Annotated in this window: 30 protein-coding genes, 4 tRNA genes and 1 pseudogene; 8 read left to right on the forward strand and 27 right to left on the reverse strand. The window is 44.2% G+C overall.

Features of this window, described 5'->3' with window-relative positions; translation table 11 throughout:
• Positions 1-43: 43 nt before the first annotated feature.
• From BTO30_RS12720 to BTO30_RS12835, 24 genes are all read right to left on the reverse strand, one after another.
• A tRNA-Asp gene (locus tag BTO30_RS12720) sits at positions 44-120 on the reverse strand.
• A 52-nt stretch (positions 121-172) separates the two neighbouring features.
• Positions 173-244: transfer RNA gene (locus BTO30_RS12725), tRNA-Glu, on the reverse strand.
• Between the two features lie 17 nt (positions 245-261).
• Positions 262-352: transfer RNA gene (locus BTO30_RS12730), tRNA-Ser, on the reverse strand.
• A 7-nt stretch (positions 353-359) separates the two neighbouring features.
• Positions 360-434, reverse strand: a tRNA-Asn gene (locus BTO30_RS12735).
• A gap of 136 nt (positions 435-570) precedes the next feature.
• Positions 571-1,038, reverse strand: coding sequence for a SprT family protein (locus BTO30_RS12740; RefSeq protein WP_075399113.1), 468 nt, complete (start codon positions 1,036-1,038; stop codon positions 571-573).
• Entirely contained in the window at positions 1,035-3,185 is a 2,151-nt protein-coding gene (locus BTO30_RS12745; protein ID WP_075399114.1) for a Tex family protein, read from the reverse strand. Before BTO30_RS12745 ends, BTO30_RS12740 begins: the two co-directional genes overlap by 4 nt.
• Before the next feature lie 65 nt (positions 3,186-3,250).
• The gene (locus tag BTO30_RS12750; RefSeq protein ID WP_075399115.1) at positions 3,251-3,847 is read right to left on the reverse strand and encodes a PP2C family serine/threonine-protein phosphatase; all 597 of its coding nucleotides are present in this window, start codon (positions 3,845-3,847) and stop codon (positions 3,251-3,253) included.
• Positions 3,847-4,641 (reverse strand): RNA polymerase sigma factor SigB, encoded by a 795-nt coding sequence (gene sigB, locus BTO30_RS12755; protein ID WP_075399116.1) that lies wholly within the window; start codon positions 4,639-4,641, stop codon positions 3,847-3,849. Before sigB ends, BTO30_RS12750 begins: the two co-directional genes overlap by 1 nt.
• Positions 4,619-5,086: an anti-sigma B factor RsbW gene (gene rsbW, locus BTO30_RS12760; RefSeq protein ID WP_075399117.1), complete on the reverse strand. Its 468-nt coding sequence runs from the start codon at positions 5,084-5,086 to the stop codon at positions 4,619-4,621. The genes sigB and rsbW overlap by 23 nt, the downstream gene beginning before the upstream one ends.
• The gene (locus BTO30_RS12765) at positions 5,086-5,415 is read right to left on the reverse strand and encodes an anti-sigma factor antagonist (RefSeq protein ID WP_075399118.1); all 330 of its coding nucleotides are present in this window, start codon (positions 5,413-5,415) and stop codon (positions 5,086-5,088) included. Before BTO30_RS12765 ends, rsbW begins: the two co-directional genes overlap by 1 nt.
• An 86-nt stretch (positions 5,416-5,501) precedes the next feature.
• Positions 5,502-6,512, reverse strand: a complete 1,011-nt coding sequence (locus BTO30_RS12770; RefSeq protein ID WP_075399119.1) for a PP2C family protein-serine/threonine phosphatase — start codon at positions 6,510-6,512, stop codon at positions 5,502-5,504.
• Between the two features lie 10 nt (positions 6,513-6,522).
• Entirely contained in the window at positions 6,523-6,921 is a 399-nt protein-coding gene (locus tag BTO30_RS12775) for an anti-sigma regulatory factor (RefSeq protein ID WP_075399120.1), read from the reverse strand.
• Between the two features lies 1 nt (position 6,922).
• Positions 6,923-7,285 carry an STAS domain-containing protein gene (locus BTO30_RS12780; RefSeq protein WP_075399121.1) on the reverse strand — a complete coding sequence of 121 codons (363 nt, stop codon included), beginning with the start codon at positions 7,283-7,285 and terminating at the stop codon, positions 6,923-6,925.
• A complete protein-coding gene (locus tag BTO30_RS12785; protein WP_075399138.1) occupies positions 7,282-8,109 on the reverse strand; it encodes an STAS domain-containing protein in 828 nt (275 codons plus the stop codon). The genes BTO30_RS12780 and BTO30_RS12785 overlap by 4 nt, the downstream gene beginning before the upstream one ends.
• 178 nt (positions 8,110-8,287) lie before the next feature.
• Complete coding sequence (locus tag BTO30_RS12790; protein ID WP_045852181.1) at positions 8,288-8,638, reverse strand: type II toxin-antitoxin system PemK/MazF family toxin; 351 nt, start codon at positions 8,636-8,638, stop codon at positions 8,288-8,290.
• A gap of 5 nt (positions 8,639-8,643) precedes the next feature.
• Positions 8,644-8,925: a CopG family ribbon-helix-helix protein gene (locus BTO30_RS12795; RefSeq protein ID WP_075399122.1), complete on the reverse strand. Its 282-nt coding sequence runs from the start codon at positions 8,923-8,925 to the stop codon at positions 8,644-8,646.
• A 134-nt stretch (positions 8,926-9,059) separates the two neighbouring features.
• Complete coding sequence (gene alr / locus BTO30_RS12800; protein ID WP_075399123.1) at positions 9,060-10,199, reverse strand: alanine racemase; 1,140 nt, start codon at positions 10,197-10,199, stop codon at positions 9,060-9,062.
• 89 nt (positions 10,200-10,288) lie between these two features.
• Positions 10,289-11,263, reverse strand: coding sequence for a LolA family protein (locus BTO30_RS12805; RefSeq protein WP_075399124.1), 975 nt, complete (start codon positions 11,261-11,263; stop codon positions 10,289-10,291).
• Positions 11,264-11,314: 51 nt separating this feature from the next.
• Positions 11,315-11,662, reverse strand: coding sequence for a holo-ACP synthase (gene acpS, locus BTO30_RS12810; protein ID WP_075399125.1), 348 nt, complete (start codon positions 11,660-11,662; stop codon positions 11,315-11,317).
• Between the two features lie 59 nt (positions 11,663-11,721).
• A complete protein-coding gene (gene cshA / locus BTO30_RS12815; RefSeq protein WP_075399126.1) occupies positions 11,722-13,188 on the reverse strand; it encodes a degradosome RNA helicase CshA in 1,467 nt (488 codons plus the stop codon).
• A gap of 136 nt (positions 13,189-13,324) precedes the next feature.
• Positions 13,325-14,011, reverse strand: coding sequence for an alpha/beta hydrolase (locus BTO30_RS12820; RefSeq protein WP_075399127.1), 687 nt, complete (start codon positions 14,009-14,011; stop codon positions 13,325-13,327).
• 20 nt (positions 14,012-14,031) lie between these two features.
• A complete protein-coding gene (locus tag BTO30_RS12825) occupies positions 14,032-15,411 on the reverse strand; it encodes a UDP-N-acetylmuramoyl-tripeptide--D-alanyl-D-alanine ligase (protein WP_075399128.1) in 1,380 nt (459 codons plus the stop codon).
• A 12-nt stretch (positions 15,412-15,423) separates the two neighbouring features.
• Positions 15,424-16,479 (reverse strand): D-alanine--D-alanine ligase, encoded by a 1,056-nt coding sequence (locus tag BTO30_RS12830; protein ID WP_075399129.1) that lies wholly within the window; start codon positions 16,477-16,479, stop codon positions 15,424-15,426.
• Positions 16,480-16,794: 315 nt separating this feature from the next.
• Positions 16,795-17,571, reverse strand: coding sequence for a hypothetical protein (locus BTO30_RS12835; protein WP_075399130.1), 777 nt, complete (start codon positions 17,569-17,571; stop codon positions 16,795-16,797).
• A gap of 188 nt (positions 17,572-17,759) precedes the next feature.
• Here BTO30_RS12835 and mgtE point away from each other — a divergent pair, with 188 nt between their 5' ends.
• From mgtE to BTO30_RS12865, 6 genes are all read left to right on the forward strand, one after another.
• Positions 17,760-19,118: a magnesium transporter gene (gene mgtE / locus BTO30_RS12840; RefSeq protein WP_143331968.1), complete on the forward strand. Its 1,359-nt coding sequence runs from the start codon at positions 17,760-17,762 to the stop codon at positions 19,116-19,118.
• A 195-nt stretch (positions 19,119-19,313) separates the two neighbouring features.
• Positions 19,314-20,216, forward strand: a complete 903-nt coding sequence (locus tag BTO30_RS12845; protein WP_075399132.1) for a hemolysin family protein — start codon at positions 19,314-19,316, stop codon at positions 20,214-20,216.
• Between the two features lie 81 nt (positions 20,217-20,297).
• Positions 20,298-21,005 carry a polysaccharide deacetylase family protein gene (locus BTO30_RS12850; RefSeq protein WP_158023602.1) on the forward strand — a complete coding sequence of 236 codons (708 nt, stop codon included), beginning with the start codon at positions 20,298-20,300 and terminating at the stop codon, positions 21,003-21,005.
• Positions 21,006-21,590, forward strand: a complete 585-nt coding sequence (locus tag BTO30_RS12855) for a DedA family protein (protein ID WP_075399133.1) — start codon at positions 21,006-21,008, stop codon at positions 21,588-21,590.
• A gap of 14 nt (positions 21,591-21,604) precedes the next feature.
• On the forward strand, positions 21,605-22,723 hold the full coding sequence (locus tag BTO30_RS12860; protein WP_075399134.1) for an MGDG synthase family glycosyltransferase: 1,119 nt from the start codon (positions 21,605-21,607) through the stop codon (positions 22,721-22,723).
• An 85-nt stretch (positions 22,724-22,808) separates the two neighbouring features.
• Positions 22,809-23,423, forward strand: coding sequence for a DedA family protein (locus BTO30_RS12865; protein WP_075399135.1), 615 nt, complete (start codon positions 22,809-22,811; stop codon positions 23,421-23,423).
• Between the two features lie 14 nt (positions 23,424-23,437).
• On the opposite strand, the gene BTO30_RS12870 is transcribed toward BTO30_RS12865, so the two are convergent.
• Both BTO30_RS12870 and BTO30_RS17265 read right to left on the reverse strand, forming a co-directional pair.
• Entirely contained in the window at positions 23,438-24,013 is a 576-nt protein-coding gene (locus tag BTO30_RS12870) for a diacylglycerol/lipid kinase family protein (RefSeq protein WP_075399136.1), read from the reverse strand.
• 16 nt (positions 24,014-24,029) lie between these two features.
• Positions 24,030-24,191, reverse strand: coding sequence for an Lmo0850 family protein (locus tag BTO30_RS17265; protein WP_169829357.1), 162 nt, complete (start codon positions 24,189-24,191; stop codon positions 24,030-24,032).
• 172 nt (positions 24,192-24,363) lie between these two features.
• Between BTO30_RS17265 and cls the strand changes: the two genes are divergently transcribed.
• Together cls and BTO30_RS17270 are read left to right on the forward strand one after the other, a co-directional pair.
• The gene (gene cls, locus BTO30_RS12875) at positions 24,364-25,824 is read left to right on the forward strand and encodes a cardiolipin synthase (protein ID WP_083632420.1); all 1,461 of its coding nucleotides are present in this window, start codon (positions 24,364-24,366) and stop codon (positions 25,822-25,824) included.
• Between the two features lie 301 nt (positions 25,825-26,125).
• Positions 26,126-26,308 carry an SE1832 family protein gene (locus BTO30_RS17270; protein ID WP_075399137.1) on the forward strand — a complete coding sequence of 61 codons (183 nt, stop codon included), beginning with the start codon at positions 26,126-26,128 and terminating at the stop codon, positions 26,306-26,308.
• Between the two features lie 205 nt (positions 26,309-26,513).
• Here the strand turns inward: BTO30_RS17270 and BTO30_RS17710 are convergent.
• A pseudogene (locus tag BTO30_RS17710) lies at positions 26,514-26,660 on the reverse strand (transposase); the annotation flags it as partial.
• Positions 26,661-26,748 lie beyond the last annotated feature (88 nt).

Genomic DNA, 26,748 nt, shown 5'->3' on the forward strand with positions numbered 1-26,748 from the left:
CCGGTTGATTACCTCTGGGCAATAGACCTATCATAACGTAAAATGGCGGTCCGGACGGGACTCGAACCCGCGACCTCCAGCGTGACCGGCAGGCATTCTAACCGGCTGAACTACCGGACCATTAATAAAATGACATAAAGAAGGGAAACCGAAAAAGCCGGCTTCCCGACGATGACCCCTACGGGATTCGAACCCGTGTTACCGCCGTGAAAGGGCGGTGTCTTAACCGCTTGACCAAGGGGCCTTTCTAAAATAACATTCTGGCGGAGAAGGAGGGATTTGAACCCTCGCGCCGGTTACCCGACCTACACCCTTAGCAGGGGCGCCTCTTCAGCCTCTTGAGTACTTCCCCAATAAAATGGCTCCGCAGGCAAGACTCGAACTTGCGACCGATCGGTTAACAGCCGATTGCTCTACCACTGAGCTACTGCGGAATAATTAACTACGCCTCATCGACAATTAATATTATAGTTTGTACAATGACATTAGTCAACACTTTTTATTTTTAAAAAACAAATGATACAAAGCTGCTCAATTAAAATAGCAATTGAGACAGCTCTTGTCAATATATCAGGCATTCATTTCTTTTAAGCGCCCACGGCACGATCCGCATACATACTTATTTACGTTCATTTTTCTGCGCCGTTTATAAATGATTCCGCATTGAAGGCAGCTATAATAAATAACAGACTGTTCTTTTTTTAAGGCTTTATTCCCCGGCAATGCACGGCAGTATCGCGGAGAATCCGTTTCTGCCAGCATTTTTTGGAAATCACGATCCCTGTGCTTATATCCTTTCCCCTGCAAATGTAAATGATAATGGCACAATTCATGTTTTATAATGCCGATTAATTCTTCTTCCCCATATTCGATTGCATATTTCTCATTCACTTCAATATGATGTGAATCAAGTAAATAACGTCCCCCTGTTGTACGCAGCCGTTTATTAATATACGCCTGATGTAAAAAAGGCCGTTTAAAAAACTGCATCGACAATCGTTCTGTCAGCTTTTGAACGATTTCATCCGTTACATTCATTGGCCGTCCGTCTTGACCATCGCAAGAGAAATACGGCCTTTATCTGCCTCGACGCTCTCTACCCACACTTTAACAATGTCACCGACAGCTACAACATCAAATGGATTTTTCACGAAACCTTTTTTCAATTTTGAAATGTGGACAAGCCCATCTTGTTTGACCCCAATATCAACAAATGCACCAAAATCGGTCACATTTCGTACCGTTCCTTCAAGCTCCATACCTTTTTTCAAGTCTTCCATTTTCAATACATCCGTTTTTAATAACGGTGCAGGCAATTCGTCACGGGGGTCGCGGCCTGGTTTCTGCAGCGAGTCAATGATATCAAGCAATGTAATATCACCTATTTCAAGTTCAGCTGCAGTTTGTTGAATATTAACGGATTGGAGCGCTTCGGCCAGCTTTGACGATCCAATATCTTTCGTTGTAAAGCCGAGTCTTTTCAAGAGCGCTGTTACTTCATTGTATCTTTCCGGGTGAATCGGCGTCCGGTCAAGCGGTTCTTCTCCATCCGTTATCCGCAAAAAGCCAATACACTGCTCGAATGTTTTACCGCCAAGCCGCGGTACCTTCTTAATGACAGACCGCTTTGTAAACTTTCCATTTTCTTCACGATACTGAACGATGTTGCGGGCGACGGTTTTGTTTAATCCAGCCACGTGCTCCAGCAGGGATGGTGACGCTGTATTGACGTCAACACCGACTCTGTTTACCGCTGTTTCTACAACAAATGAAAGAGAGCCCGATAACTTTTTTTGCGAGACATCGTGCTGGTACTGGCCAACGCCGATTGACTGTGGATCAATTTTAACGAGTTCGGCAAGCGGATCTTGAATGCGTCTCGCAATAGAAACGGCACTTCTCTCTTCAACCTGCAAATCCGGAAATTCTTCACGGGCGATATCCGATGCGGAATAGACGCTGGCACCCGCTTCATTCACAATGATGTAAGCTGTCTTCTTTTTCAGCTGCGGAATCATTTCCACGACAAACCGCTCTGTTTCTCGTGAAGCAGTTCCATTTCCAATCGCAATAATATCCGCTTCATATTGATCCGCAATTTGTTTAAACTTTATTTGTGCTTCCTTTCTTTTTCCTTCCCCTACATGCGGATAAATAACATTGATTGAAAGAACTTTCCCCGTCTCATCCACAACAGCAAGTTTGCAGCCGGTCCGGTATGCCGGGTCAACTGCAAGAACCACTTTTCCTTTTAACGGCGGCTGGAGAAGCAGGTTCTTTAAGTTTTCTGAGAAAATATGGATGGCGCGCTCTTCCGCTATTTCCGTCAGTTCATTGCGCACTTCACGCTCAACGGATGGACGGATCAGCCGCTTGTAAGCATCCCGTGCGGCGTCAAGAATAACTTGTGCAGCCGGGCTCCGTTCATCTGTAATAAATTTTTTCGTTAAAAAACGGATAACACGCTCTTCATCAAATGAAATACTCACTTTCAATACGTCTTCTTTTTCACCGCGGTTGACTGCAAGTGTCCGGTGGGGTGCTATTTTTCCTATTGCTTCTTCATAATCGTAATACATTTTATACACTTCTTTTTCATCTTCGCCTTTTAGCTCCGATTTTATTTTTCCGTACTTCGTCATGTCAAGGCGGATACGCTGGCGGACTGACGCATCATCCGCGATTCTTTCAGCAATAATATCCGACGCGCCTTGAACCGCTTCTTCCGCATTCAATACTTGATCTGAGATGTACTTTTCTGCTTCTTTTTCCACATTTGCCTGCTGCGGAAATTGGAGAAGCCATTCCGCAAAAGATTCCAATCCTTTTTCTTTCGCGACCGATGCTTTCGTTCGTTTCTTTTGTTTGTATGGACGATAGAGATCTTCGACAGCCTGCAGGGTTGACGCCGCTTTTATTTGTTCTTCCAGTTCAGGCGTCATTTTATTCTGCTCGGTAATGGAACGGATAACATCTTCTTTTCGCTGCTCCATATTTTTCCGGTATGTAAACCGCTCAAGAATGTTGCGGATTTCCACTTCATCAAGTGATCCGGTCATTTCTTTCCGGTAGCGCGCAATGAAAGGAATCGTATTTCCTTCTTCGGTTAATTGAATAACGGCCTTTACACTTTTCAGTGCACTGCCCGTATCCGATGCTGTCTCTTGTAATAATTTATCTTCCATGCTCGTGCCTCCGCTTCTTTTAATCGAATGATTTTATTTTAACAAAAAAATAAAAAACCCGCTGATCACAGCAGGTTTCCGACAATAAATGTGGCATCATCATTCGATTTTACCGCCACCCCGTCAAGCTCGGCAGCAATTTGTTCCGTTGTGCGGTAGCGCATTAATTCTTTCGTATTCAATAAAGCGATCCCATCTGAATGTACAAGGAACTTGCTGCCCTGTTCATACGAAAACCGCTCTATCCGGTACCGCTGCGGACGGCCTGATAGGTAGCCGGTTACAGGCAGTGGATACGTTAACTTTCCATTCGGCGCATATAAATAAAAACGGATATTTCCTACACACGCATATTCAAATTGACGGGTATTGAAATTAATTTTAAAAAGAGCTACAGCTGCACCGCGTTTTTGATGAAGCGACTGATTTACAGCTTCCATTAAGTCTTCTATCGTCTCTGACTGCCATTTTTGTTTCACCACTTCAGCTGCTGCATTTGAAGATTCAAATGCATACCGGCCGCTGCCAAGTCCATCTGCAAGAACACAGATGAACTCATTCTGTGTCAATTCAGTAAAATACGTATCTCCGCAAAAGGAGTTGTTATCTTTTGACCGGCTTCCAGCTATCATTTCAATGAACATATTCTCCAGCCGATCCATTACGATAAACGCTCCGTTGAAAACGCCTCAGCATCAATCGCTTCTTTCAATTTTTTGATCGCGCGCCTTTGAAGTCTGGATACGTGCATTTGTGAAATGCCAAGCTTATCGCCGGCATCTTTTTGACTCAAATTTTCCAGATACGTAAGTTGAATAATTTGCTTTTCACGGTCAGACAAAACATGCAGCACTTTTTCAAGCACAAGACGCTGATCGACACGTTCATATCCTTCTTCTCGATTGCCGACAATATCAAGCAGCGTGACTGTGCTCCCATCTGAATCTGCTTCAATCGAATGGTCAACGGATAGCGCCTGATAACTTTTCCCCATTTCCATTGCTTCAAGCACTTCTTCTTCAGAAATATCAAGGTATCCCGCGATTTCTTCCACACGCGGTGACCGCTGCAGCGACGTCGTCAGTTCTTCGTTGGCTGATTTAATTTTCGGTCCAAGCTCTTTAATACGGCGCGGAACATGTACACTCCATGTTTTATCGCGCAGAAAACGCTTAATTTCACCGACAATGGTCGGAATCGCAAATGCTTCAAAGCTTTTTCCAAACGAATCATCATAACGGCGGATTGCCCCGAGCAGTCCCATCATACCGACCTGGACGATATCTTCATGATGCGAGCGGCCTTTTGAATATTTACGTGCAATCGATTCCACCAATCCTTGATAATGTTTAACAAGCTTTTCCTGCGCTTCTTGATCTCCGTCATTCTGAAAGGCTTTAATCCATTCGATCGCTTGAAGCTTGGCAGCCTGGTTAGGTCGAGATGGTTTCTGCATCCCTCTCCACCTGCTCTCCTTCAAGATACTTAGTCATAAACAAAGTAATCCCTTCGTTTTGATGAACTTTTACTTCATCCATCAATGTTTCGATTAAGTAAAGGCCCAATCCCCCTTCGCGTAAAAATTCTGCCGAATGATCCGTATAAGGTCCAAGCGATTTCTTTGTCTCGTAGAAATCGAAACTTTTCCCTCTATCAGACACGACGACTTCAAGGTGATCGCTGTGCAGACCGAAACCAATAACCACTTCACCGTCTTCGCCTTTATAAGCATGCTGAACCGCGTTTGTAATCGCTTCACTCGTCGCTATTTTCAAATCTTCAATTGTCTCATAAGAAAAACCCATCCGGCTGGCAATCCCGGACAAGGTTAAACGCGTGACCCCTAGGAATTCCGGTTTTGCCGGAATTTTCATTTCAATATAGTCAGCTGGCTTCATCATTAAACGCCACCTTCTGCTTCAGAGTTAATATTCATGATGTCTGCAAGACCTGTAATATCAAAGAGACGTTTTAAACGGTCTGATAAGCCAACAAGCTTTAAGGTTCCGTCGTTTGCATTCAAACTTTTAAAAAGACCTACGAATACACCGAGGCCCGTACTGTCCATATAAGTAACACCAGATAAATCAATCACGACGCTCGCCTGTTTTTTTTCTGTGTACGGAAAAGCTGTCTCGCGGAGTTGAGGTGCTGTATAGGCATCGATTTCCCCCGCAAGTGTCATCGTTGTCTGCTGGTCAAGTTCTTTTACATCAATGGAAATGTTCATTCAAATTAAACCACCTTTTAATAGAATATCTCTACGAAATTTCAATATCTTACTTCTACCCGAACTCCCTCACAGATAAACTAGTATTAGGCCGTTCGTTTTAAAATAATCAGTGTAAAATCATCACGCAGCTGAAAATCCTGCAGATATTCCAGCTCTTTATAAACTTTATCAGCAATGTCCTGCGCACTGAGATGTATGTATTTTTTTATGTAGGCAATCAGCGTATCCACTTCCAAAAAACCTTCTTCTGTCCGGCATTCGGTCACACCATCCGACATAAGCAAAATGACATCGCCCACTTCCACTTTCCGTTCATATTCATTGTACTTGGCTTTTTTATCAACCCCGAGCAGCAGTCCTTTTGCTTGCAGCTCTTCAAACGTCCCTGTTTCAGCATGATAAAAAAAGCCTGGTTCATGGCCGGCCGATGAGTAATAAAACGTATGATTGTCTGGATGGTACAAACCGCTGAACATCGTAATAAACATCGTCGGATCCACGTTTTGCTCCACGACTCGATTCAAACGTTCCAGCACATCACCCGGGTTTTGACTGTCATCCGGCATACTGTCCATCGAGTATTTAATCATCGACATACAAAGAGCGGCCGGAATTCCTTTTCCGATAATATCCGCAATCGCCACACTGATCGCGCCATTTTCATGGGAAACAAAATGATAATAATCGCCGCTCATCTGCTTGGCAGGCACACTGATTGCCCCGATATCCAAAGATGAAATGCGGGGAATCTGTGTGCCAAGAAGTGTTTGCTGCATACTGGCAGCCACTTCAATTTCATTAATTAATTCGCGCTGAATGGTGCGGAGGCTCTGATGTTCACGGTATGCAAGGCCGTAGCTCATCATTACCTCAAGCAAAATATCAAGCGATAAAAGGAGTGACTCCGGAAGATCAGGTTCAAGATCCATGATGGATGTTTTATGGAGGCTGATCATTTCTTCCGGAGAGATTTTATATTCAATCGATTTCCTGCTGAATTTTTGGCTCATATAGAGCGCTTGTTCAGTTTGATCATGAATATATGTTTTTAGTATTTCTTTATATTCATCCAGCATCCTGTCTCTGAAATTCATTTTTTTCCTCCTACCTGAGCCACTTCACCGACTGAATAAAGGTCCCTTTTCCCGGTGTGGATTCGATAGAAAATTCATCCATCAGCCGCTTAACTCCCGGCAGTCCTGCACCAAGTCCGCCTGAAGTGGAAAATCCATCTTCCATTACTTTGCGGAGATCCGGAATGCCCGGCCCTTCATCGCGGGAAATAATCGTCATTCCTTTTTTCGTCCCACTCTCCACTTTTTCTATCATTATTTCTCCCTGGCCGGCGTACAAATAAATATTACGTGCCAGTTCACTGATCGCAGTCGTGATACGCGCCTGGTCCACAGTGCCAAAGCCCAGCTCTTTTGCAACATTTCTGCCAAGCTGCCTCGCCGCTACGATATCCCACTCATTAATGATTTTGACACTAGAGTCCATCATTTTAGTCCCCCAGTTCCCGTTGAAGTTTCTCCAAACCTTTTTCGAGATCCAGTGCGGTCATAACTTCCTCCAGCCGGATACCGAGTTCAATCAATGTAATCGCAACGGCCGGCTGTATGCCTGTGATAACGACTTTTGCGCCCATCAGCTTGGACATGCTGATCACATCACCAAGTACTTTTGCAATAAAAGAATCAATAAAGTCAATGGATGTAAAATCAATGACAACGCCTCGCGCGCTTGTTTCGTGAATTTTGTGAAGAAGGTCCTCCTGAAACTGAAGCGCTGTTTGATCATCAAGCTCCCACTGTATCGAAACAAGTAAGCAATCATGTAATTTTAAAATCGGAATTCTCATGTTCATTCTTGTACCTCCACAATCTGTCTTGATGTCATGGCCAGCGCCTGCTCAACACCTTTTTTCATTGTGCTGGTCGTTGTCACATCCTCAAGGTTAATACCCAAGTTGACAATTGTCTGCGCAATTTCAGGACGGATACCGACGATCGTACATTTTGCACCGACGAGCCGCACCGCTTCTGCTGCTTGAATAATGTGATGCGCTACCATTGTATCCACAACCGGAACACCTGTAATGTCAATTAATACCACTTCCGCCCGATGTCTCACAACGCCTTCCAATAGGTTCTCCATTATTTGCTTTGCCCGCTCCGTATCAATGGTGCCTACGAGCGGCATAACCGAGATTTTATCGAAAACCGGGATAAGCGGAGCCGACAATTCCTGCAGGGCAATTTTTTGAAGGGAAACAGTCCGTTCCCATGATGTTGTGTATGCCTGGGTGATCGTTTTATACATCGGGAACATCCAGTTATTAATTTCGCCCATAAATTCAAAATAGCTGCTATGATCGATTGTACCGTCTTTTTGCATGCCGTTTTCGACAATTTGGCCAAACACTCTTAAACCGTCTGTCATCATGGTCAACGGCCAGCCAAGACGGACAATTTTTTCAGAAAAATCAACAGCCCGTTCATGAAAAGCTTCTTCCGTCTCTGAAAAATTCGACACAACAAGATCCACAAATTCCGCGCTCGTTTTAACAAACATATGATCAGACATTGCCTGAACAGCCCGTTCATCAGCTTCCGTGCGCATCAATTCAATCCATTCATTCAAAATCTCATCGCTGTGAGACTGTACATATTGATAAATCTTTTTACGCATCCAGTTCGCTCCAATCATCATTCCGCTTCGCATTATGCGTGCGGTTTCGTCAAAAACGTTCACTATTTTCATTATAAAGGTTATGTCTTCAATAAAAAAGCAGTATCCACTGACAGCCACTAAAAATTAGAAATTCACAAGAAAAAGCACCTGCCGTTTTTCCAGGCAGGTGCTTGAATCAAAACTGTATAAGACCTAAACTAATTTGCAAGGCGTCGTCCACTTTCTCCATCATTCCTTCGTCCAGCTGCGTGATTTTATCCGTCAGCCGCTGCTTATCGATCGTCCGGATCTGCTCGAGTAAAATGACAGAGTCTCTTTCAAAACCGTACCGCTCAGCATTAATTTCTACGTGCGTCGGCAGTTTGGCTTTTTGGATCTGAGCTGTAATGGCCGCGACGATAATAGTGGGACTGAACCGATTCCCGATGTCGTTTTGGACGACAAGAACAGGCCGGACGCCGCCTTGTTCGGAACCGACAACAGGGGACAGGTCTGCAAAATATACGTCACCACGTTTTACGATCACACGGATTATCCTCCACTTACTAAACGTTCGACTGTGTTTCCTGCCTCATATTCAGCCTGCATTGCTTCAGAAGCAATAGCGAGATTGATTTTTGCCATTTCCATGTATCCGCGGCGCATAGACTCTTGAATATGACGCTTTTTTCTTTCACGCAAATACATTTTTGTAGCGCGGTAAATGAATTCACTGCGGCTGATTTCTTCCTGCTCCGCAAAACAGTCAAGTTCATTTACAAACTGTTTTGGCAAGTTTACTAACACATCTGTCGTCGTACTGGATTCAGACAAGACCTACACCTCCACCAATCACTGCACACGTCTCTTCTATTACTGTCACAAATATCATAACATTGTACGCAGCGGTATGGAAGGGTAAAAATGAAAAATGTTGTATAACAGCTGCATGCTATACCCCATGCTGTTTATAACAATGGATTAGAAATGTGAACGACCTGTCCCTCTTCTTTATATATACGCGGTACACGAGCTGTTATGAGACAAGGAATTTCGTAATTGATCGTTTCCAGCTTAGCTGCAATTTCATCCATTGTGATAACTTGACCTTCCTGACTGCCAATTAGTGTAACCTCCGTCCCGACTGAATATTCATAAGGAAGGCGGATCATACATTGGTCCATGCAAATCCGGCCGACTATCGGTACCCGTTTACCGTCAATCAATACTTCCTGTCCGGTCAATTTACGAATCCATCCGTCCGCATAACCGATAGGCAGTGTGCCGATCCATTCCCCTTCAGACGCCCTATAAGCCGCACCATAGCTTACTTTGTCCCCCTCGTTCATCCGCTTCACATGTACGAGCTTTGTGCGAAGAGAAAAAGAAGGCTTTAATTCAAACGGCAGTATTGACTGAATTTCCGGAGAAGGCGTCAGCCCGTACATAGAAATGCCGAGACGCACAGTGTTGAAACCTCCCCCTTGAAAACGAAGAGATGCCGCGCTGTTTGCGCAATGTATGTATGGCGGCTTTTCAGACATGGATGATACGAGCAATTGAAAAGCCGAGAGCTGCTGCTCAAAATAAGATGTATCTATTTCATCCGCAGTCGCAAAATGAGTAAAGACACCTTCGAATAGATACGATGGCGATCCATTTAGTTCATCGATGACGGATTGCAGTTCAGCGGCTGTTTTCACACCAAGACGGCCCATTCCTGTGTCACACTTAATATGTATACGCAGCGTTTGATCTCTTTCAATCTGCACGTGCTTGAGCCACTCGTTGTCGTGTACCGTCAACGAGATATTATGCTCCGCTGCGATGCCGGCATTTTCAGGACGGCTTGCACCTAGAACAAGAATCGGTGCTGTAATTCCTGCCTTTCTCAAAGATAACGCTTCGTCTAAAAAGGCAACAGCGAGACCTTCCGCCCCTGCTTCCAGCGCAGCGTTCGCCACCTGCACATCACCGTGGCCATATGCATTTGCTTTTACAGCCGCAAACAAAGTCATGGAAGCATCTAAACACGCAATGGTCTGCCGGACGTTCCATTTAATTGCGTCAAGATCCACTTCCGCCCATGTATCGCGATAATAGTCCATCTTCTTCACATCCTATATTGTCAATATCATGATGCTCTCGTCTTTATTTTAAACAAAAAAAAAGCGGCGGTAAACTAGACCGCCTTTCTTTATTTCAACGTACCCGGCTGCATCGACGCGGCTACGGTTTCCATCTCACCCCGTGTCATCACATCAGATGCCATTGTAAATTCCACTCCATTATACACCCAGGTTAATAATCCATCCGCGGACTCACCAACCGCAAATCCCATGTCCGTCATATCTCCTGATGCTGTAACGACACTTTGACCCTCTGGTGCTGCTGCTCGTTTTTGAATAAGAGTAAATGGCTTAGCGCCGTCATAGGTTAAAATGACCCGATCTCCCACTTTCGTTTCATCGGCCAGTTCAGAATCGTTAATGGCCACCGGATAATGAACGGAAAAATCCGCCGCTGCATTACCGGATGTTTCTTTTTCCACCGCTTTCTTCCGCTCAAAATCATCTTTTGAAAATGTCGGTTTGAAATCCATTTTCTTGAAGATCACAGTAATGACCTCTTTTTGTTCCTTATCCAATACTTTTACCATTGCAGGTGTTAAATCGCTTTTATTGAATGTAATTTGCTGCCGCGGAAGCATATTGCTGTTTGTGTACCTCGTTTTCGTTTCAAAGACATAGTGCTTGTCTGTTTCTTTAAACTCCGCTTCTCCATCGGCTTTTATATCAGCCGCCAGCGATTCATAAAGGTATGCCTGACTGCTGTTTTCCGGCCAATTGTTTTCGTATTTAAAGCTTTTCCCGAGCGACGGTGTCATAACGTAAATCCCAGATTTATTTTTCAGGATCGTCTGGCTGTGCTTATTTGTGACAGAAGAAAGATGAACACGGTAATACGTATGCTGTTTATTCCAAATATCCACATTGTATGTTTGTTTTTCTTTACCGGCTTGAATTTCAAGCACTGCTTTTGCTTTATATCCAGCCGCGTTTTCTGCTTTTTCGTTAATCTCTGTCACAATGTCTTCCTTCGTCGGCGCTCCGCAGGCGGATAACAGGAGCAAGACGACCACCGCCATCAGTAAGCCAGTCCAATTTTTCATTGCCGCACCCCTTTCCTCATAAGCACTATATGAGAAAGAAGCGGGCAATATTCATTCGATTACAACGACGGCTGCCGCATAGTCACGGCTATGTGTAATCGTCACATGCACGCCGTCTGAATAAGGGCGAATTAAAATAGGCCGTCCGAGTTCATCAGCGCCCACTTCAATATCTTGAAAAGATAAATGTTCACCGATGCCGGTTCCTTCCGCTTTTGAAAATGCTTCTTTCACCGCAAACCGACCGGCGGCATACTCCCATTGCCGCGATCCTTTCTTCTCGTGAAAAATGGCGAGCTCCTCCGGCGTTAAAATGCGTTCAATAAATTTCGGCTGCCGTTCTATTAAGCGCCGAATCCGATCGATTTCCACAATGTCCATGCCGATCCCTTTTATCATTCTTTTTCACCTTTTTCGAAAAAAACCGCTCCGGCATATACCGGAACGGTTTTTTATCATTAATTAGAAGAGTATTTACGACGGCCGCTGCCTGAACCGCCTTTTCGGTCACGGTTTCCATACGAGCGTCCGCCGCCTTGACGTCCACCGCTGCCTGATTTGCGATAACCGCCTGAATTTTTGCTGCGGAACTTATCGCGTTTTTGCGGAAGTGCTGCTTCATTGGTAATGTGAACCGGTGTACGGTCCGGCTCTTTTGTTATCAGCTTAAGTGCTGCCGCCACAACTTCTTCCGGATTGTATTGATCAAGCAAATCTTTTGCAAATGAACGGTATTCCGCCCAATCGTTTTTCGCGATCACTTGTTCAAGTTCCGTAACAGCTGCTTGCTGAAGGCCGCTGAGTGCATCATCCCATGATGGAGCTTCCATTGGCGTCATACGTTTTTTCGTTGTACGCTCTACTTCACGAAGGTAGCTCATCTCCCGAGGGTCAACAAATGTAACCGCCATACCTTCTTTACCGGCACGCCCTGTACGGCCGATACGGTGAACATAGCTTTCCGGATCCTGTGGAATGTCGTAGTTGTATACGTGCGTCACACCGGAAATATCCAAACCGCGCGCTGCCACGTCTGTGGCCACAAGCACGTCAATTTTCCCTTCTTTAAAACGTTTCAACACAGTCAAACGTTTCGCCTGAGTCAAATCGCCATGAATTCCTTCAGCTTGATACCCACGAAGGCTGAGTGCATTGGCAAGCTCATCTACACGGCGCTTCGTACGGCCGAAAATGATCGCCAGTTCAGGGGAGTGAACATCCATCAAACGGGCAAGGACATCAAATTTATCACGCTGATGTACTTTGACAAAATATTGATCGATGTTTGAAACGGTCATTTCTTTCGCTTTCACACGGATCATTTCCGGATCTTTCATAAAGCGTTCTGCAATCGCGCGGATCGGTCCGGGCATTGTAGCCGAGAATAAGAGCGTCTGGCGCTCTGCCGGCACGTTTGAAAGAATCGACTCGATGTCTTGAATAAAGCCCATGTTCAGCATTTCATCCGCTTCGTCCAATACAAGTGTTTCTAAGTTTTCAAGCTTCAACGTGCGGCGGTTAATATGGTCAAGAATACGGCCCGGTGTCCCCACAATAATGTGAGGGCGCTGCTTTAACGCACGAATTTGACGCTGGATATCCTGTCCGCCATATACAGCAAGTACACGCGCGCGTTTGCCGCTGCCGATCTTGTATAGTTCTTCTGATACTTGAATCGCAAGCTCGCGTGTCGGTGCAATGATCAAGCCTTGAATCGAATCATTTTTTGTATCGATTTTTTCCACCATCGGAATACCAAATGCAGTCGTTTTACCCGTACCCGTCTGCGCCTGTCCAATAATGTCTTTTCCTGTTAGGCCAAGGGGAATCGTTTCCGATTGAATAGGCGTTGCTTCTTCAAACCCCATCTTATCAATTGCTTTCAGCGTCGCTTCGCTTAAATTTAAATCTTTAAATTTCGTCAATAGTTTCTTCTCCTTCTATGTTAAACTGCTGTCCGCACAAAAAAATACCCTTCTACATTCATGCGAAGAGCAACATGTCTGTTTTATCTTACCATTCTATGCCCAGATTTTCAATGCGCATTTTTATAACTCTACGTTATCCGGACAAAAAAGTAAAGACTTTCTCGAAAAGCTCTTCTTTATTTCCTGTATGGCAAATTAAGTGCTTAGCTTCTTTTGAATAATAAAGATGCCGTTCAGCCGATGATACCCGATAATAAATATACGCCGCACTCTTAACCGGGACGATTCCATCCGATGTGCCCTGTGCAATAAACACAGGTACAGTAATGTTTTTAAAAGACCGGCGGGCAAGCCGCACCACCTTCTGAAACTGACGTGCAGCCGCCGGCGGTGTCATGATTAATTTTTCCCGGTAACGCAGAAATAATTCATTTTGATGAAGCTGCTTATTCCGAAAATCATGAACCAGATCCCGCACATCTTCTTTCACCTGTGCCATATTCACATATTTTGCGGCCGCACTAAGCAGCACAAGTTTACAGACCGGATGGCGGGCAGTCAAATACGCCGCAATGAGCCCTCCCATCGAAAAGCCGATGACATACACTTTTTCACATTCATCGAGCAGTTCCAAAAGCGCTAATTCAGCGCAATCTATCCAGTCGATACAAGTAATATTTTTTAACGACAGCATCTCGCCGTGCCCTGGTAAAAGAGGCACAACGATCTTCCAGTCTGTCTGCTCCCGTAAATAATCAGCAAGGGGTTCCACTTCATATGGCGCTCCTGTAAAACCGTGAATACAAAGGCAGCCAATCATGATTTGCCCCCCCTTCCGCCTCATTGTGCCGACAGCCCGTCCACCACTTCTTCCAGCTTCATTCCTCTGGATGCCTTAATAAGCACCAATTCGCCGCCTTGCAGAACCTCATTGACCGCCTTAATCAATTCCTGTTTGTCCTGAAATGCAAAAACGCGGTCTGATCCGAGCGCATTTTTCGCACCTGAGGCAATGAACTGGCCGAGTGCGCCATACGTAAATAAGTAATCGATTTTATCTCCGTCAATGACCTGTCCGGTTTGGTAATGGAACAATTCTTCATCAAGCCCCAATTCAAGCATATCTCCAAGAATCAATATTTTCTTTTCGTAGCCAGGCAGTTCTGAAACGAGCGCAATCGCTGCTTTTACCGAGGTCGGGCTGGCATTGTACGCATCGTTTATAATCTTTATACCCTTTTTTCCTTCGATCCATTCCATCCGCATTTTCGTTAATTCTACTTTGCGAAGCCCCGCTGCGATCTTTTTATACGGCACATCAAATAAACTTGCTGCCGCAATCGCTGCAAGCGCATTTGTCACGTTATGCCGGCCGAGCACAGGCAGTTCAAATCGGACTGACGGCTCTTTATTAACAGAAAAGACACTGCCGTTTTCAGTCTGCTCAATGGAAACCGGATACAAAGTATTCATTTCACCCAGACCGAATGTTTCCGTTTGAAATGGTACGTCTTCCGTTATTTTTTCCGCAAGCAGCGGTTCATCACCGAAATAAATAAGTGTCCCCTCAGCTGATAGCCCTGATGCAATTTCTAATTTAGCCTCCGCAATCGCTTCGCGTGAGCCAAGGTCCTGTAAGTGAGATTCACCGATGTTGGTAATAATGGCGGCATCCGGTGTGGCAAGCTTTGACAAAAGCTCAATTTCCCCCCTGCCGCTCATGCCCATCTCCAATACCGCCACTTCTGTTTCTTCCCGCAATGATAACATCGTCAACGGCAGCCCAATGTGGTTATTGTAATTGCCTTCCGTTTTTTGAACACGGTACTTTTCCGCAAACACAGCGGCTGTCATATCTTTTACAGTCGTTTTCCCGTTGCTGCCCGTTATGCCGACCACTTTCACTGAAAGAGAATCACGGTATGCTTTTGATAACTGCTGAAGGGCAAGCAAAGTATTTTCAACAACAAGTACTGGTAAATCATCCGGTAATCCGGGCACGTCTTTTTGCCATAGGGCAGCGCCAGCTCCATTTTCAATCGCCTGCCGCACATACTTATGCCCATCCGTATTTTCGCCTGCAAGCGGAATAAACAGACGGCCTCCCTTTACTTCGCGCGAATCAATGGTCACACCTTCAATCATTCGCTGGTGCCAGTTTGTCACATCGTTTTCCACATTCATCATTTTCGTTAAATGCTCAACCGTTTTGCGAATCATGAGCGCCCACCTTTAAACCGTATATTTGATCTTTTGTTTTTCTGTATGACGTTCAATCGCCAGATCAATCATCTTTTCAATCAGCTGCGGATACGATACACCCGCTTCTTTCCATAACAGCGGGAACATGCTGAATGGTGTAAAGCCAGGCATTGTATTGACTTCATTAATTAAAAAGCCGCCGCTTTCCGTTAAGAAAAAGTCAGCACGGACAAGACCTGAGCAGTCAAGTGAACGGAATGCACGGATTGCGAGCTCTTCCATTTCTCTCTTCTGTTCTTCCGTCAGATCAGCCGGAATAATCAGCGCTGTATCTCCATCTTCGTATTTCGCTTTATAATCGTAAAAATCCTTTTTCGGAACAATTTCACCAATGACGGAGCAGGCAGGATGATCGTTTCCAAGAATGCCGACTTCAATTTCACGTGCCGTAACACCTTCTTCAATAATGACTTTCCGATCAAATTGAAATGCCTCTTCCATCGCGTTCATAAGGCCGTTTCGATCCTGGCATTTGCTGATGCCCACGCTCGAGCCCAGATTTGCCGGTTTGACAAAACACGGCCAGCCGATGCCGCTTTCAATTGTTTTGCACGCCTCTTCTTTATTTTCTTCCCATTGCGCGCGTGTCATATGTGTATACCCAACCTGTTTTAAACCGGCTTGAGCAAAGACATTTTTCATAATGACTTTATCCATGCCTGCCGATGAGGCGAGCACCCCATTCCCAACATAAGGAACATTCAATACTTCAAGCAATCCCTGGACCGTACCGTCTTCTCCGTTGGGTCCATGTAAAAGCGGAAATACAACATCGTATTTACCTTGTGCAAGCATTGATAAAACATGTTCTGTGCCTCCGTTACCGGTTAATTGCAATTCTTCTATACTTGCAGCCGGCGCTTCTAGTTTCCCGCCTTCTGTCCATATACCATCAATTGAAATGTAAACAGGATATACATCAAATTTATTTAAATCAAGAGCGGCTGTTACCGCTTTTGCAGTTTGCAATGATACGTTATGTTCTGCTGATTTTCCTCCATAAAGCAACCCAAGTTTCGTTTTCATTCATAAGCCTCCAAAAAATTTCGGTATTTTATATTTTACCACGCTTTTCCGTCAGAAGAAGAAACTTTCCATCCTACTTCGTGCTCAAATTATATAGTATGCACACTTCATCTGAATAATAACCATATTCCGGCTATCTGTTTATATATTAACTTTTAGAAAAAAAGCGCTGTATACTTCCCGTTATTAAAAACATTTGTTTTTCACAGGAGGACACACACAAGGAAATGCGCTTCAAAAAATTTCCGCATTATTAATAACGACATAGAAGCTGTCCTGTACGTCATGCTTTTCTGACTTACGGGACAGCTTTTTTTATGCGAAAACACTCCATTCATGCGTTTTCTTATCAAACACAAACCGTGCATGCGGCTGTGTTTTGAAATTCATCATATATTCATCAAACACATCGTCCATGCTCATATGGTCACCGACAACCCACAACGGCACTTCCACTTTAAAACGGCTCTGCTCCGCCTTTGCAAGTGAAATGACAACCCCCTCTTTCATTCCTCCGCTGACGAGAGAAATCATATCCGGGGGAATCGGCGGAAAAGCGGACCCTTTCTTCAAAGCAAAAAACGATCGTTCACTGCGGAAAGAACCGAGCTTCAGCGAAATAATTTTTCCGAGAACGCTGTAAAATTCGGGCATATGACGATAAAATGTCTTATTGAACCACTCATCATCGTGCGACAAGTACGCATACCGGTTATTGAGCTTGCTGTAAAAAGGGCGCCGCAAATGTTCTTTACTATGTGCCAAATAGAGAAGTTCCGCTATTTCTTGTCCTTCAAGTTCATTCAGCCCATCCGTATCTTCAAAATCAATCCAGCAAAAATCACCGTATTCCCCCACATCTTCCTTTAATAACATTTTCAGCCCATCCGGTTCAATATAGTCAAAACGGGTATGCATATTAAAGTCACTGTCATCAAATTTATGCTTTAATAAAAGCAGATAAGGCGGAGTCTCTGGAATGGACTTCATAAATTCCTGAAATTCAATTCCATACGATACGACATATTGATTAATCGGGTGTAAATGTATATATATAAGCTCTTTCATATTTCCAGTATTTTTCAATCGCATGACCTCCACATCGTGACAAATCGCATAGCTGCCTTCATCCTTTTTTGTTATACTGTTATTTTATCAAAATTCGTTCATCACCGTATGTAAATTTATGATGAAATTCACAAAAGGTGTGACACTTTTTTGCCTGATTCGTTTTATACTAAATGAGCGGCTGAAATTCCAACTAAAAGGAGGGGATGCTCGTGAATTCGAATTTAACCGAAGACCAGCTCACCCTGCTTGTCATCAAGCATTTAAAAGAGGGTAAAAAAACGGATCTGCAGCAGTTAATTGATGAACTTCACCCTTACGATATGGCAGCCATTTACCGCAATCTGCCCGAAAAACATCAAACGCGCTTTTTGCTTCATTTATCCATTCCGATTTTAACCGATATGATTCAAGAGCTTGAAAGCGACGAGCAAATGACCGTTCTCAAAAAAGTCGGGAAGGATCGCTCACGGAAAGTGCTCGACGACATGGATAACGATGATCTGGCTTCCCTTCTAGATGACATGTCACCGGAGAACATTAAGTTGTTCCTGGCGGGCATGAAAAAAGAAGAGTCGACCATTGTCGAGAATATGATGAGCTACCCGCCTGAAACCGCCGGACGTCTTATGACAAACCGGTTTGTGTGGATAAAAAACTCTTATACTGTGAGAGAAGCAGTTGAAAAGCTGAAAACATTTGCGGAATTTGCGGAAACGATCAACTATTTATACGTGATTGACGATGAGAAAAAGCTGGTGGGCGTTGTCTCATACCGGGATATGCTGCTGGCAGATACACATGAAAAAATAGCCGACATTATGTATGCGCGTGTCATTTCTGTCGGTGTTTACACCGATCAGGAAGAAATTGCCCGGCTGATTGAACGTTATGACTTTCTCGCGATTCCGGTTGTCGATGATGACGGCGTATTAATCGGGATTGTCACGTTTGATGATATTATCGACGTCGTCATTCAAGAAGCAAATGAAGATATCGAAAAACTCTCCGCTTCCGGAAAATCAATCGATTTTGATACGAAAGCCGGCGTGGCCGCTTTTAGGAGGCTTCCGTGGCTCGTACTGCTTTTGTTTATCGGGCTCGTCTCCGGCAGCATTATTTCCGGCTTTGAAGATACGCTTCATCAAGTCGTGGCACTGACGTATTTTATGCCGATGATTTCAGGGATGACCGGAAATACAGGTACACAGTCACTTGCTGTCGTTGTCCGCGGGCTTGCCTCCCGTGACATCGATATGAAAACCGTACTTGGCCTGGTCATGCGTGAATTTGGAGTCGGGTTAATTATTGGTGCTGTATGCGGCGTCCTGATCTTTTTCATCGCCTTTTTTTGGCAGGGCAGCGCTGTCCTCGGATTTGTTGTCGGCGCTTCCCTTTTATTGACACTGATTATCGGAACGCTCGCCGGGACGGTCATCCCGCTCATTTTATACAAAATGAATATCGATCCTGCTGTCGCATCCGGACCGCTGATCACAACGATTAATGATATTTTTTCACTTATCACTTATTTTACAATTGCTTCCTGGTTTTTAACACAGCTTTTGTAAAATGGGATGGTATTTGACCGAATTATCTGTCTTTAATATAATATAATTGAAAAATAAGACACGTTAGAAAGAGGGTGATCAAATGGGACATTGACGGTCAAAACGTCATCTTTCACTGCCAATTTTTCAAATTTGATCATCATTTTAATAGGAGGTGACTTCTTCTTTCGCCAAAGCGCGGGAGAAGAAATCTGATTGGACATATGGATCATGTTCACTGCTGTCTTTGCCGCATGTATATTCACCGCCATCCGCTTCAGGAAAAGAAAGGATAAAAATGAAACAGGAGAACCTCCCTCGCAAGGGCGTTCTTCCGCTTTGCTCGCTGAAATAAGCGGAACCTATCAGGAAAACAACTTGTCTGTTCTAGGTGACCGGACGGCAACGGAAGTCATGGTGCCCCGTACGGAAATGGTGTACATGTCAAAAGAAGACACCGTCAAAGATTGCGTCGGTCTGTTTCGCGAAAAAAAATTCACCCGCTATCCGGTCATAGACGGTGACAAGGATCGGGTCATCGGATTTGTCAATTTCAAAGAAGTCATCGCGGAATACGTATCCGACCCGGTTGTCGGCGCAAAAAGTATTAAACATTTTGTCCGTCCCGTCATCCGTGTCATGGATTCCACTCCTGTTCACGAACTTCTTGCCAAAATGCAGGTGGAACGATCGCAAATGGCGATTTTGATTAATGAATATGGCGGCACGGCGGGACTCGTCACAGCGGAAGACATTGTCGAGGTCATCGTCGGCACGCTGCATGATGAGTACGATGCAGCAGAGCCGCCCGTTATCCAAAAAGTGGGCGACCATCATTATATCGCCAGCAGCAAACTTTCCGTCTCAGAAACGGCACAGCTGCTCGGCATCCATATGAATGATGAAGATGTTGATACAATCGGCGGCTGGATGCTGACGGAAAACTTCGATATTCAATCCGGCGAAACGATTGAATACAGCGGATTTTTATTTACTGTTTTGGAAATGACAGATCATCAAATCCGCCATGTCGAAATTCAGCCTGCACTGCCATCTGACACATTACAAGAACTGGCGGAAACAGCTGTGATCCCTTTCACAGCACCACATAACGCTTAAACCCGCTGAAAAGCGGGTTTTGTTTTTCAATAAAAAGGATTTATAATAAACAATATTATGATGAAAGTGATGGGAGTTCCAATGAAAAAAATCGTACAATCCGCTCTCCTTCTGGCAGCCGCTTGGACCATTATTCCAACAGCCGCGGCCAGAACCTGTTCAACACGCGTCAAAAAACGCGGACCGGACCGAAAGCAGATTGCCTTGACATTTGATGATGGGCCAGATCCGGTTTACACGCCCCTTCTACTTGATGTATTGCATCAATATAATGTAAAAGCGACGTTTTTTGTTGTCGGTGAAAAAGCGGAACGCCACCCTGATTTAATCCGTCGTATCCAGCTGGAAGGACATGAAATCGGCATTCATAACGATCAGCACATCTCAAACTGGTTTTTATTTCCTTCCGCAATGAATCAGCAGCTGGTTCTTGCAGCAAATAGAGTTTCTGCTATTACCGGTCAGGATGTAATATTATATCGTCCGCCGTGGGGGCACTTTAATCCTTTTACACTGTCAAAAGCCGCTCAATTTGAGATCGTTATGTGGACAGCTATTCCGGGTGACTGGAAAAAAAAGATGACAGCCGTGACATTGGCGGAAAGGCTGCGTGCTGCCCGATCAAATGGAGCGGTCATCACATTGCATGACAGCGGCGACACGTTCGGCGCCTATAAAACAGCTCCGCGTGTTATGATAGAGTCACTTCATTTGTTTTTATCAGATGAGGTTTCTGCACAATATGAATTTGTTACAGTTTCCACATTGTATACTAAACAGAGGGCATAAATGGAATCGTTCATTCTCGCTTATTTATCAAGATATGGATACGTTATCTTATTTTTAGCCGGTCTTTTGGGAATTGTCGGTATTCCTGCACCGGAAGAAAGTTTATTTGTCTACATCGGCATGCTGGCGAAAAACGGCGCCATTTCTTTCACAGGAGCAGCCGCTTCATTAATATCCGGTGCGGTCACCGGCATGATGATCAGTTATACACTCGGCCGTGTCATCGGCCAGCCTCTTCTTGACCGGTATGGAAAATATTTAGGTGTTACGAAAAAACGGCTGCGTAAAACGATTATGCATTGGGATTTACCAAAATCATTATTAGCCGGTTTTTTTATTCCCGGCATCCGTCAGTTTAACCCTTATTTTTCCGGTATTGCCAAATTCTCTATAACAGGTTATATCGCGCTATCTGTTTTAGGAGCGTCCATATGGGTATTGTTGTATATGTCAGCTGGTTTTTTAATCAGTTCCTACATTCAAATTGAGCCGCTCTATTTAGGAATCGCTGGTGCGCTTTTTTTCACAATGTTTATCATTCGATTTATTGTGAAATGGAGAAAATCGTCACATTCCCGCCGTTAAAGGAGTAAAATTATATGAAAATTATTGTGCTTCCTTTATTTCGTCTGCCGTCAGGTCATCATAAAGCAGCGGAAGCCATTATTGAACACATCACCCGTATACGGCCTGATGCACAAATTCAGACGGTTGATATATTAAGCTACTGCCACGAGTCGCTTGAAACAGTTGTTTCGAAGATGTACATGCAATGGATCAGCAAAAAACCGGACTCATACAGCAAATTTTATAAATCGTTTATTTATACGCCGGATGGAAAACGAAGCGAGCAAGTCCCTCTTCATGTATGGGATAAATATTTTGAATTCCGCCTCGCCCGCTTCATCGAAAAAGAGCAGCCGGATTATATTATTTGCACACACAGCTATCCATCGAAACTGCTGAATCATTTAAAGCGGCAGCGAAAAATTGATGTTCCCGTGATCAATGTGTATACAGACTTTTTTGTCAGCGATGTATGGGGAAAACAAGGCATTGATTATCATTTTGTTCCTCACCTGGAGGCGAAAAAATGGCTGACAAAGTTCGGAGTGCCAGGAAGCCGCATTTTTATCACCGGCATTCCCGTGCATCCCTCCTTTGAAGTGGAACATACACGATCTGAATATCGCTCCATTCTTGTGGGGGGTGGAAACAGCGGGCTCGGCCACCTCGAAAAGCTGCTGAACAGCTTACAGTCTGAACCGCTCTCTTACATGTACAAAGTGCTTTGCGGTCACAATGAAAAGCTGCGTGAACAAATTATTTCTTTGAAAAATCCGCGTATTCAGGCGCTTTCTTATATGAGCAGCCGGGAAGAAATGAATCGATATTACGAAGAAGCATCGGCAATCATTACAAAGCCTGGCGGGATTACGGTCAGTGAAGTTCTGGAAAAAGAACTGCCTGTTTTTATTGCCAGCGCCCTGCCTGGACAAGAAGAATTCAATGCCGATTATTTAAAGAAACGGCAGCTTATTTATGAATTATGTGATGACAAGCCTGTCGAGCAGCAAATTACCGCCATTATCGAGAGTGACATCGAGCGAAGCAAATGGAAAAAGCGGCTCGACATGTATCGCTTGGAAAAAGAACATACGCTGGAAACGACACTAATCAACATTTTCGGCAAAAAATCATCCTCAATCCCGCTGTAAGGGCGGGTCTTTTATTGGAGAAAAGACTGAATGTAATGCTATAATTATAACTTGAGAGTAAATCTTTTGCGGGAAAGGACTTAACATGGAGAATTGGATTATATCGATGATGGAACAGTACGGATTATGGGGTGTATTCTTTTTAATCGCACTGGAAAACTTATTTCCGCCGATTCCATCCGAAGTCATTTTAACATTCGGGGGTGTCATGACCGGATCAACCGATTTAACGGTAACAGGTGTCATCTTCGCCTCAACAGCCGGGTCGGTCGTTGGTGCCGTTATTTTGTACGGAGTCGGATTATTGCTTGATGTTGAAAATTTAGAAAAAATCATTGACCGCTATGGACGGTTTCTTCGTGTAACAAAAAAAGATATTCACCGGGCGGATGCCTGGTTTGACAAGTACGGCGTATGGACAGTTTTTCTGTGCCGTATGGTTCCGCTGATCCGCAGTTTAATATCCATTCCGGCCGGGATGGCGAATATGAACTTCTTTCTGTTCCTGGTCTTTACGACAGCCGGAACATTAATCTGGAACACAATCCTTGTAAATCTCGGCGCAGCATTCGCAGGCTCATGGCATACCATTGTTGAATACATGGATGTATACTCCAATATTGTGTACGCGATTCTGGCTGTTATCTTTATTGCGGCCGTGATATGGTATGTAAAAAAAATACGCAGCCGATCTGCATAAAAAAAATCCGGAAGTTATTGGCTTCCGGATTTTTCAAATAGAGCTGATGAATCCAATATGCTTCGGTTTAATCGAACAGTGAGATGGCGTGACAGCGTACTTAAATAATAGCTCATTTTGCCAATCCTGCTCTTTTTGTTTTCGTCAATATTTTCCGATGTATCCGTAATCAATCCGACTCCCCAAAAGTTGACGAAAAACCGATCGTTCATCACACCAATATCCACTTCACGTATGACGCCCGTTTTCACGATCCGGCAGGCCGACTCCATATCATCCGGTACACCAATAGACCGGCTGAAATCATTGCACGTTCCGCCTGGCAGCACCGCGACGACCGGACGACTTTTCAAACGCGCGATGCCATTAATACAGTCATGCACCGTGCCGTCACCGCCATAAATGATAATAATGTCATAATGGCCGCCGGACTGGAAACAGACCTCTTCCCCTTCTCCGGAAAAAGTCAGCACATGCTCGACCACATTTTCCACCGCTTCTTGAATAAGCGGTAAAATCTTTTCTGAAATAGGCACCGGTCCTTTACCCGCCTGTTCGTTATATAAAAAAAGGCCTTTTTCAAACCGCATTAAAACACCCCCCTTTTTATCCGGGATGATAAGACGTCACTATTTTTACGCATCCTGCTGTCTCACGGCTGCCCTGCAAAGCATTCCACAACTCCACTCTTGACTTTGTCACCGTCACTTTTACACCAAGTCTGGAGATTTTATCCACTATTTTACGAGTCCGATCCGCACTCTTCATCATGATCCATCCTTTAGTTTTTTTGTCTATACGTTATAAGTACAAAAGCGTTTCAAATTTTTTATTAAGTAGTCATTATTTTCCCCATTTTGCCGTTTTCAATCCGGTTTAATTTTCTTTTTTCCTGTATAGTTAATGATGAGTACAATTTTGATACAGGTCGGTGATAAACATGACGATTGATATCACAATGTGGCCATGGGCCGCTTATATATTATTCCCGCTCAACGTCGCCTTTGCGGCGGTCGTCATTTTTCTTGAACGGCGCGATCCCGGTGCAACGTGGGCATGGCTGATGGTCCTATTTTTCATTCCTTTTCTCGGATTTATTCTATACCTCGTCTTTGGACAAAACTTAAGCAGAAGCCGGCTGTTTGACTGGGAGGATAAAAAGAAAGTCGGTATTGAAGAGCAGATTTCCCACCAGAAAAAAGCGATCAAAGAAGGTGTATATCCATTTGCCAATCCGCATACCCAAGAAAACTCGAAACTGGTTTATATGATGCTCAGTCATAATGACGCGGTTTTATCCGAAGATAACAGCGTCTATATTTACACAGACGGCACCGAAAAATTCGAATCCCTTATGCATGATATCCGTCAGGCAAAAGATCATATTCACATCCAATATTACATTTTCCGATTGGACGGTCTCGGGAAAAAATTAATTGATCTGTTGACGGAAAAAGCCCGTGACGGTGTTGAAGTATGTATTCTTTATGATGACATGGGCTCAAGAAAATTACGGCGCCGCCATTTTAAAGGGCTCATCGAAGCTGGCGGTGTCGTTGAAATTTTCTTTCCGTCCCGCATTCCGTTCTTCAATTTACGGTTAAATTACCGGAATCACCGTAAAATTGTTGTCATCGACGGGCAAATCGGCTACGTCGGAGGCTTCAATGTCGGTGATGAATATTTAGGAAAGGATCCCTCTTTCGGTTACTGGCGTGACACACATTTACGCATTGAAGGCAGTGCCGTCCATGCCTTGCAGACGCGCTTTATTTTAGACTGGAATCAGGCATCAAGACGGCACGATTTTATGTATGAAGAACGACTGTTTCCACCCCCTGCCGTCAAAGGCGATGCAGCGATGCAAATAGTGACCAGTGGTCCGGATTCTGAATGGGAACAAATTAAAAGCGGCTATATTAAGCTCATTATGACCGCCAAAAAATCGATTTATATTCAGACTCCATATTTTATTCCGGACGCCAGCATTTTAGACGCACTTCGTATTGCCGCTTTGTCCGGAATTGATGTAAAAGTCATGATTCCAAACAAACCGGACCATATGTTTGTCTATTGGGCAACCTATTCCTATGCCGGTGAACTGATGAAAGCCGGCGCTAAAATTTACATTTATGATGACGGCTTCATTCACGCTAAAACAATTGTCGTTGATGAAAAATTAAGCTCGGTCGGTACAGCTAACATTGATGTGCGCAGCTTCCGTCTTAATTTTGAAGTGAATGCTTTTATGTACGATTACGCAAATGGCCGGAAACTGGCTAAAAGTTTCATGCATGACATGCTTGTTTCCTATGAATTAACACCAGAACTGTATAAGCAGCGGTCAAAAGTCATCAAATTTAAAGAATCGATCTCCCGGCTGCTTTCTCCTATCCTTTAAAAGAAGCGAAATCCGCTTCTTTTTTATTTTGTGACAAATTCGCAAAAATATTTTGAACTTTTTGTGAACATGTAGTATAATGACTTTACAAACTAATTATGAGGTGATGGATATGGATCAAGTATTAATGCAGCGTTTAAATAAACAAGGACTGGTTTTTGCGGCGGTCCATACGGTGTTTTTTCTGAACCTCGCTTTTGAATTTATTATTAATTTATGAATGAAAAACCGCTGTCTCGTGCAGCGGTCTTTTTTATTTTGATATCATCCGTTACAATAAAAGAAAAAAGGCGGGCTTCATATGAAAAAATCACAGATTGAATATAAAATTACAGAACTGAAGATGGATTACATACGGGTACAGGGTGATATCGAAAAACTCGAATCCACCGGACACGGTACCGCGAAAGCAGAAGAAATGCTGACGTCGATGGAACAAGAATTAAAAATTTTAAATGAGCAGCTGCTAGCCGCAACAGAATAAGAATTTGTTTCGGTTTTCTCACGCAAAGGGGCTGTCTCAAAAGCCTCTTAAATGAAGAAAATCCGGCGGGTTCTTGAAAAGGACCCGCCGGATTTTTTCGTTTGCCGCCGTTTTGCCCCTGAAACTGGCGGTTCACCTGCGCCTGTTTCAGGAAATTGTGGGCCATGGCGGCGATGCCGAATTCGATGTGCACCTTGTCCAGCCCCCTGAGGCTGAACCGGCGCAACGACCGATTACCCTTGATATGACCGAACGCGCTTTCTGGCTCGATCTTGCGTCGATCATAAACAGCGGCTCCTTCGTCAGACCAAAGGCTTCGTCTTGCTTTTCCTTTCATTTCTTCGTACACCATATTCACATATACCTACCGGTTCCCTTTTGCAGTGGTGCACTGGGGCTTCAGCGGGCATTCTGTGCAGTTGGCGGATCAGGCGGAAGCG

The sequence above is a fragment of the Domibacillus antri genome, from assembly GCF_001936625.1.
In the GTDB taxonomy this organism is placed as follows: domain Bacteria; phylum Bacillota; class Bacilli; order Bacillales; family Domibacillaceae; genus Domibacillus; species Domibacillus antri.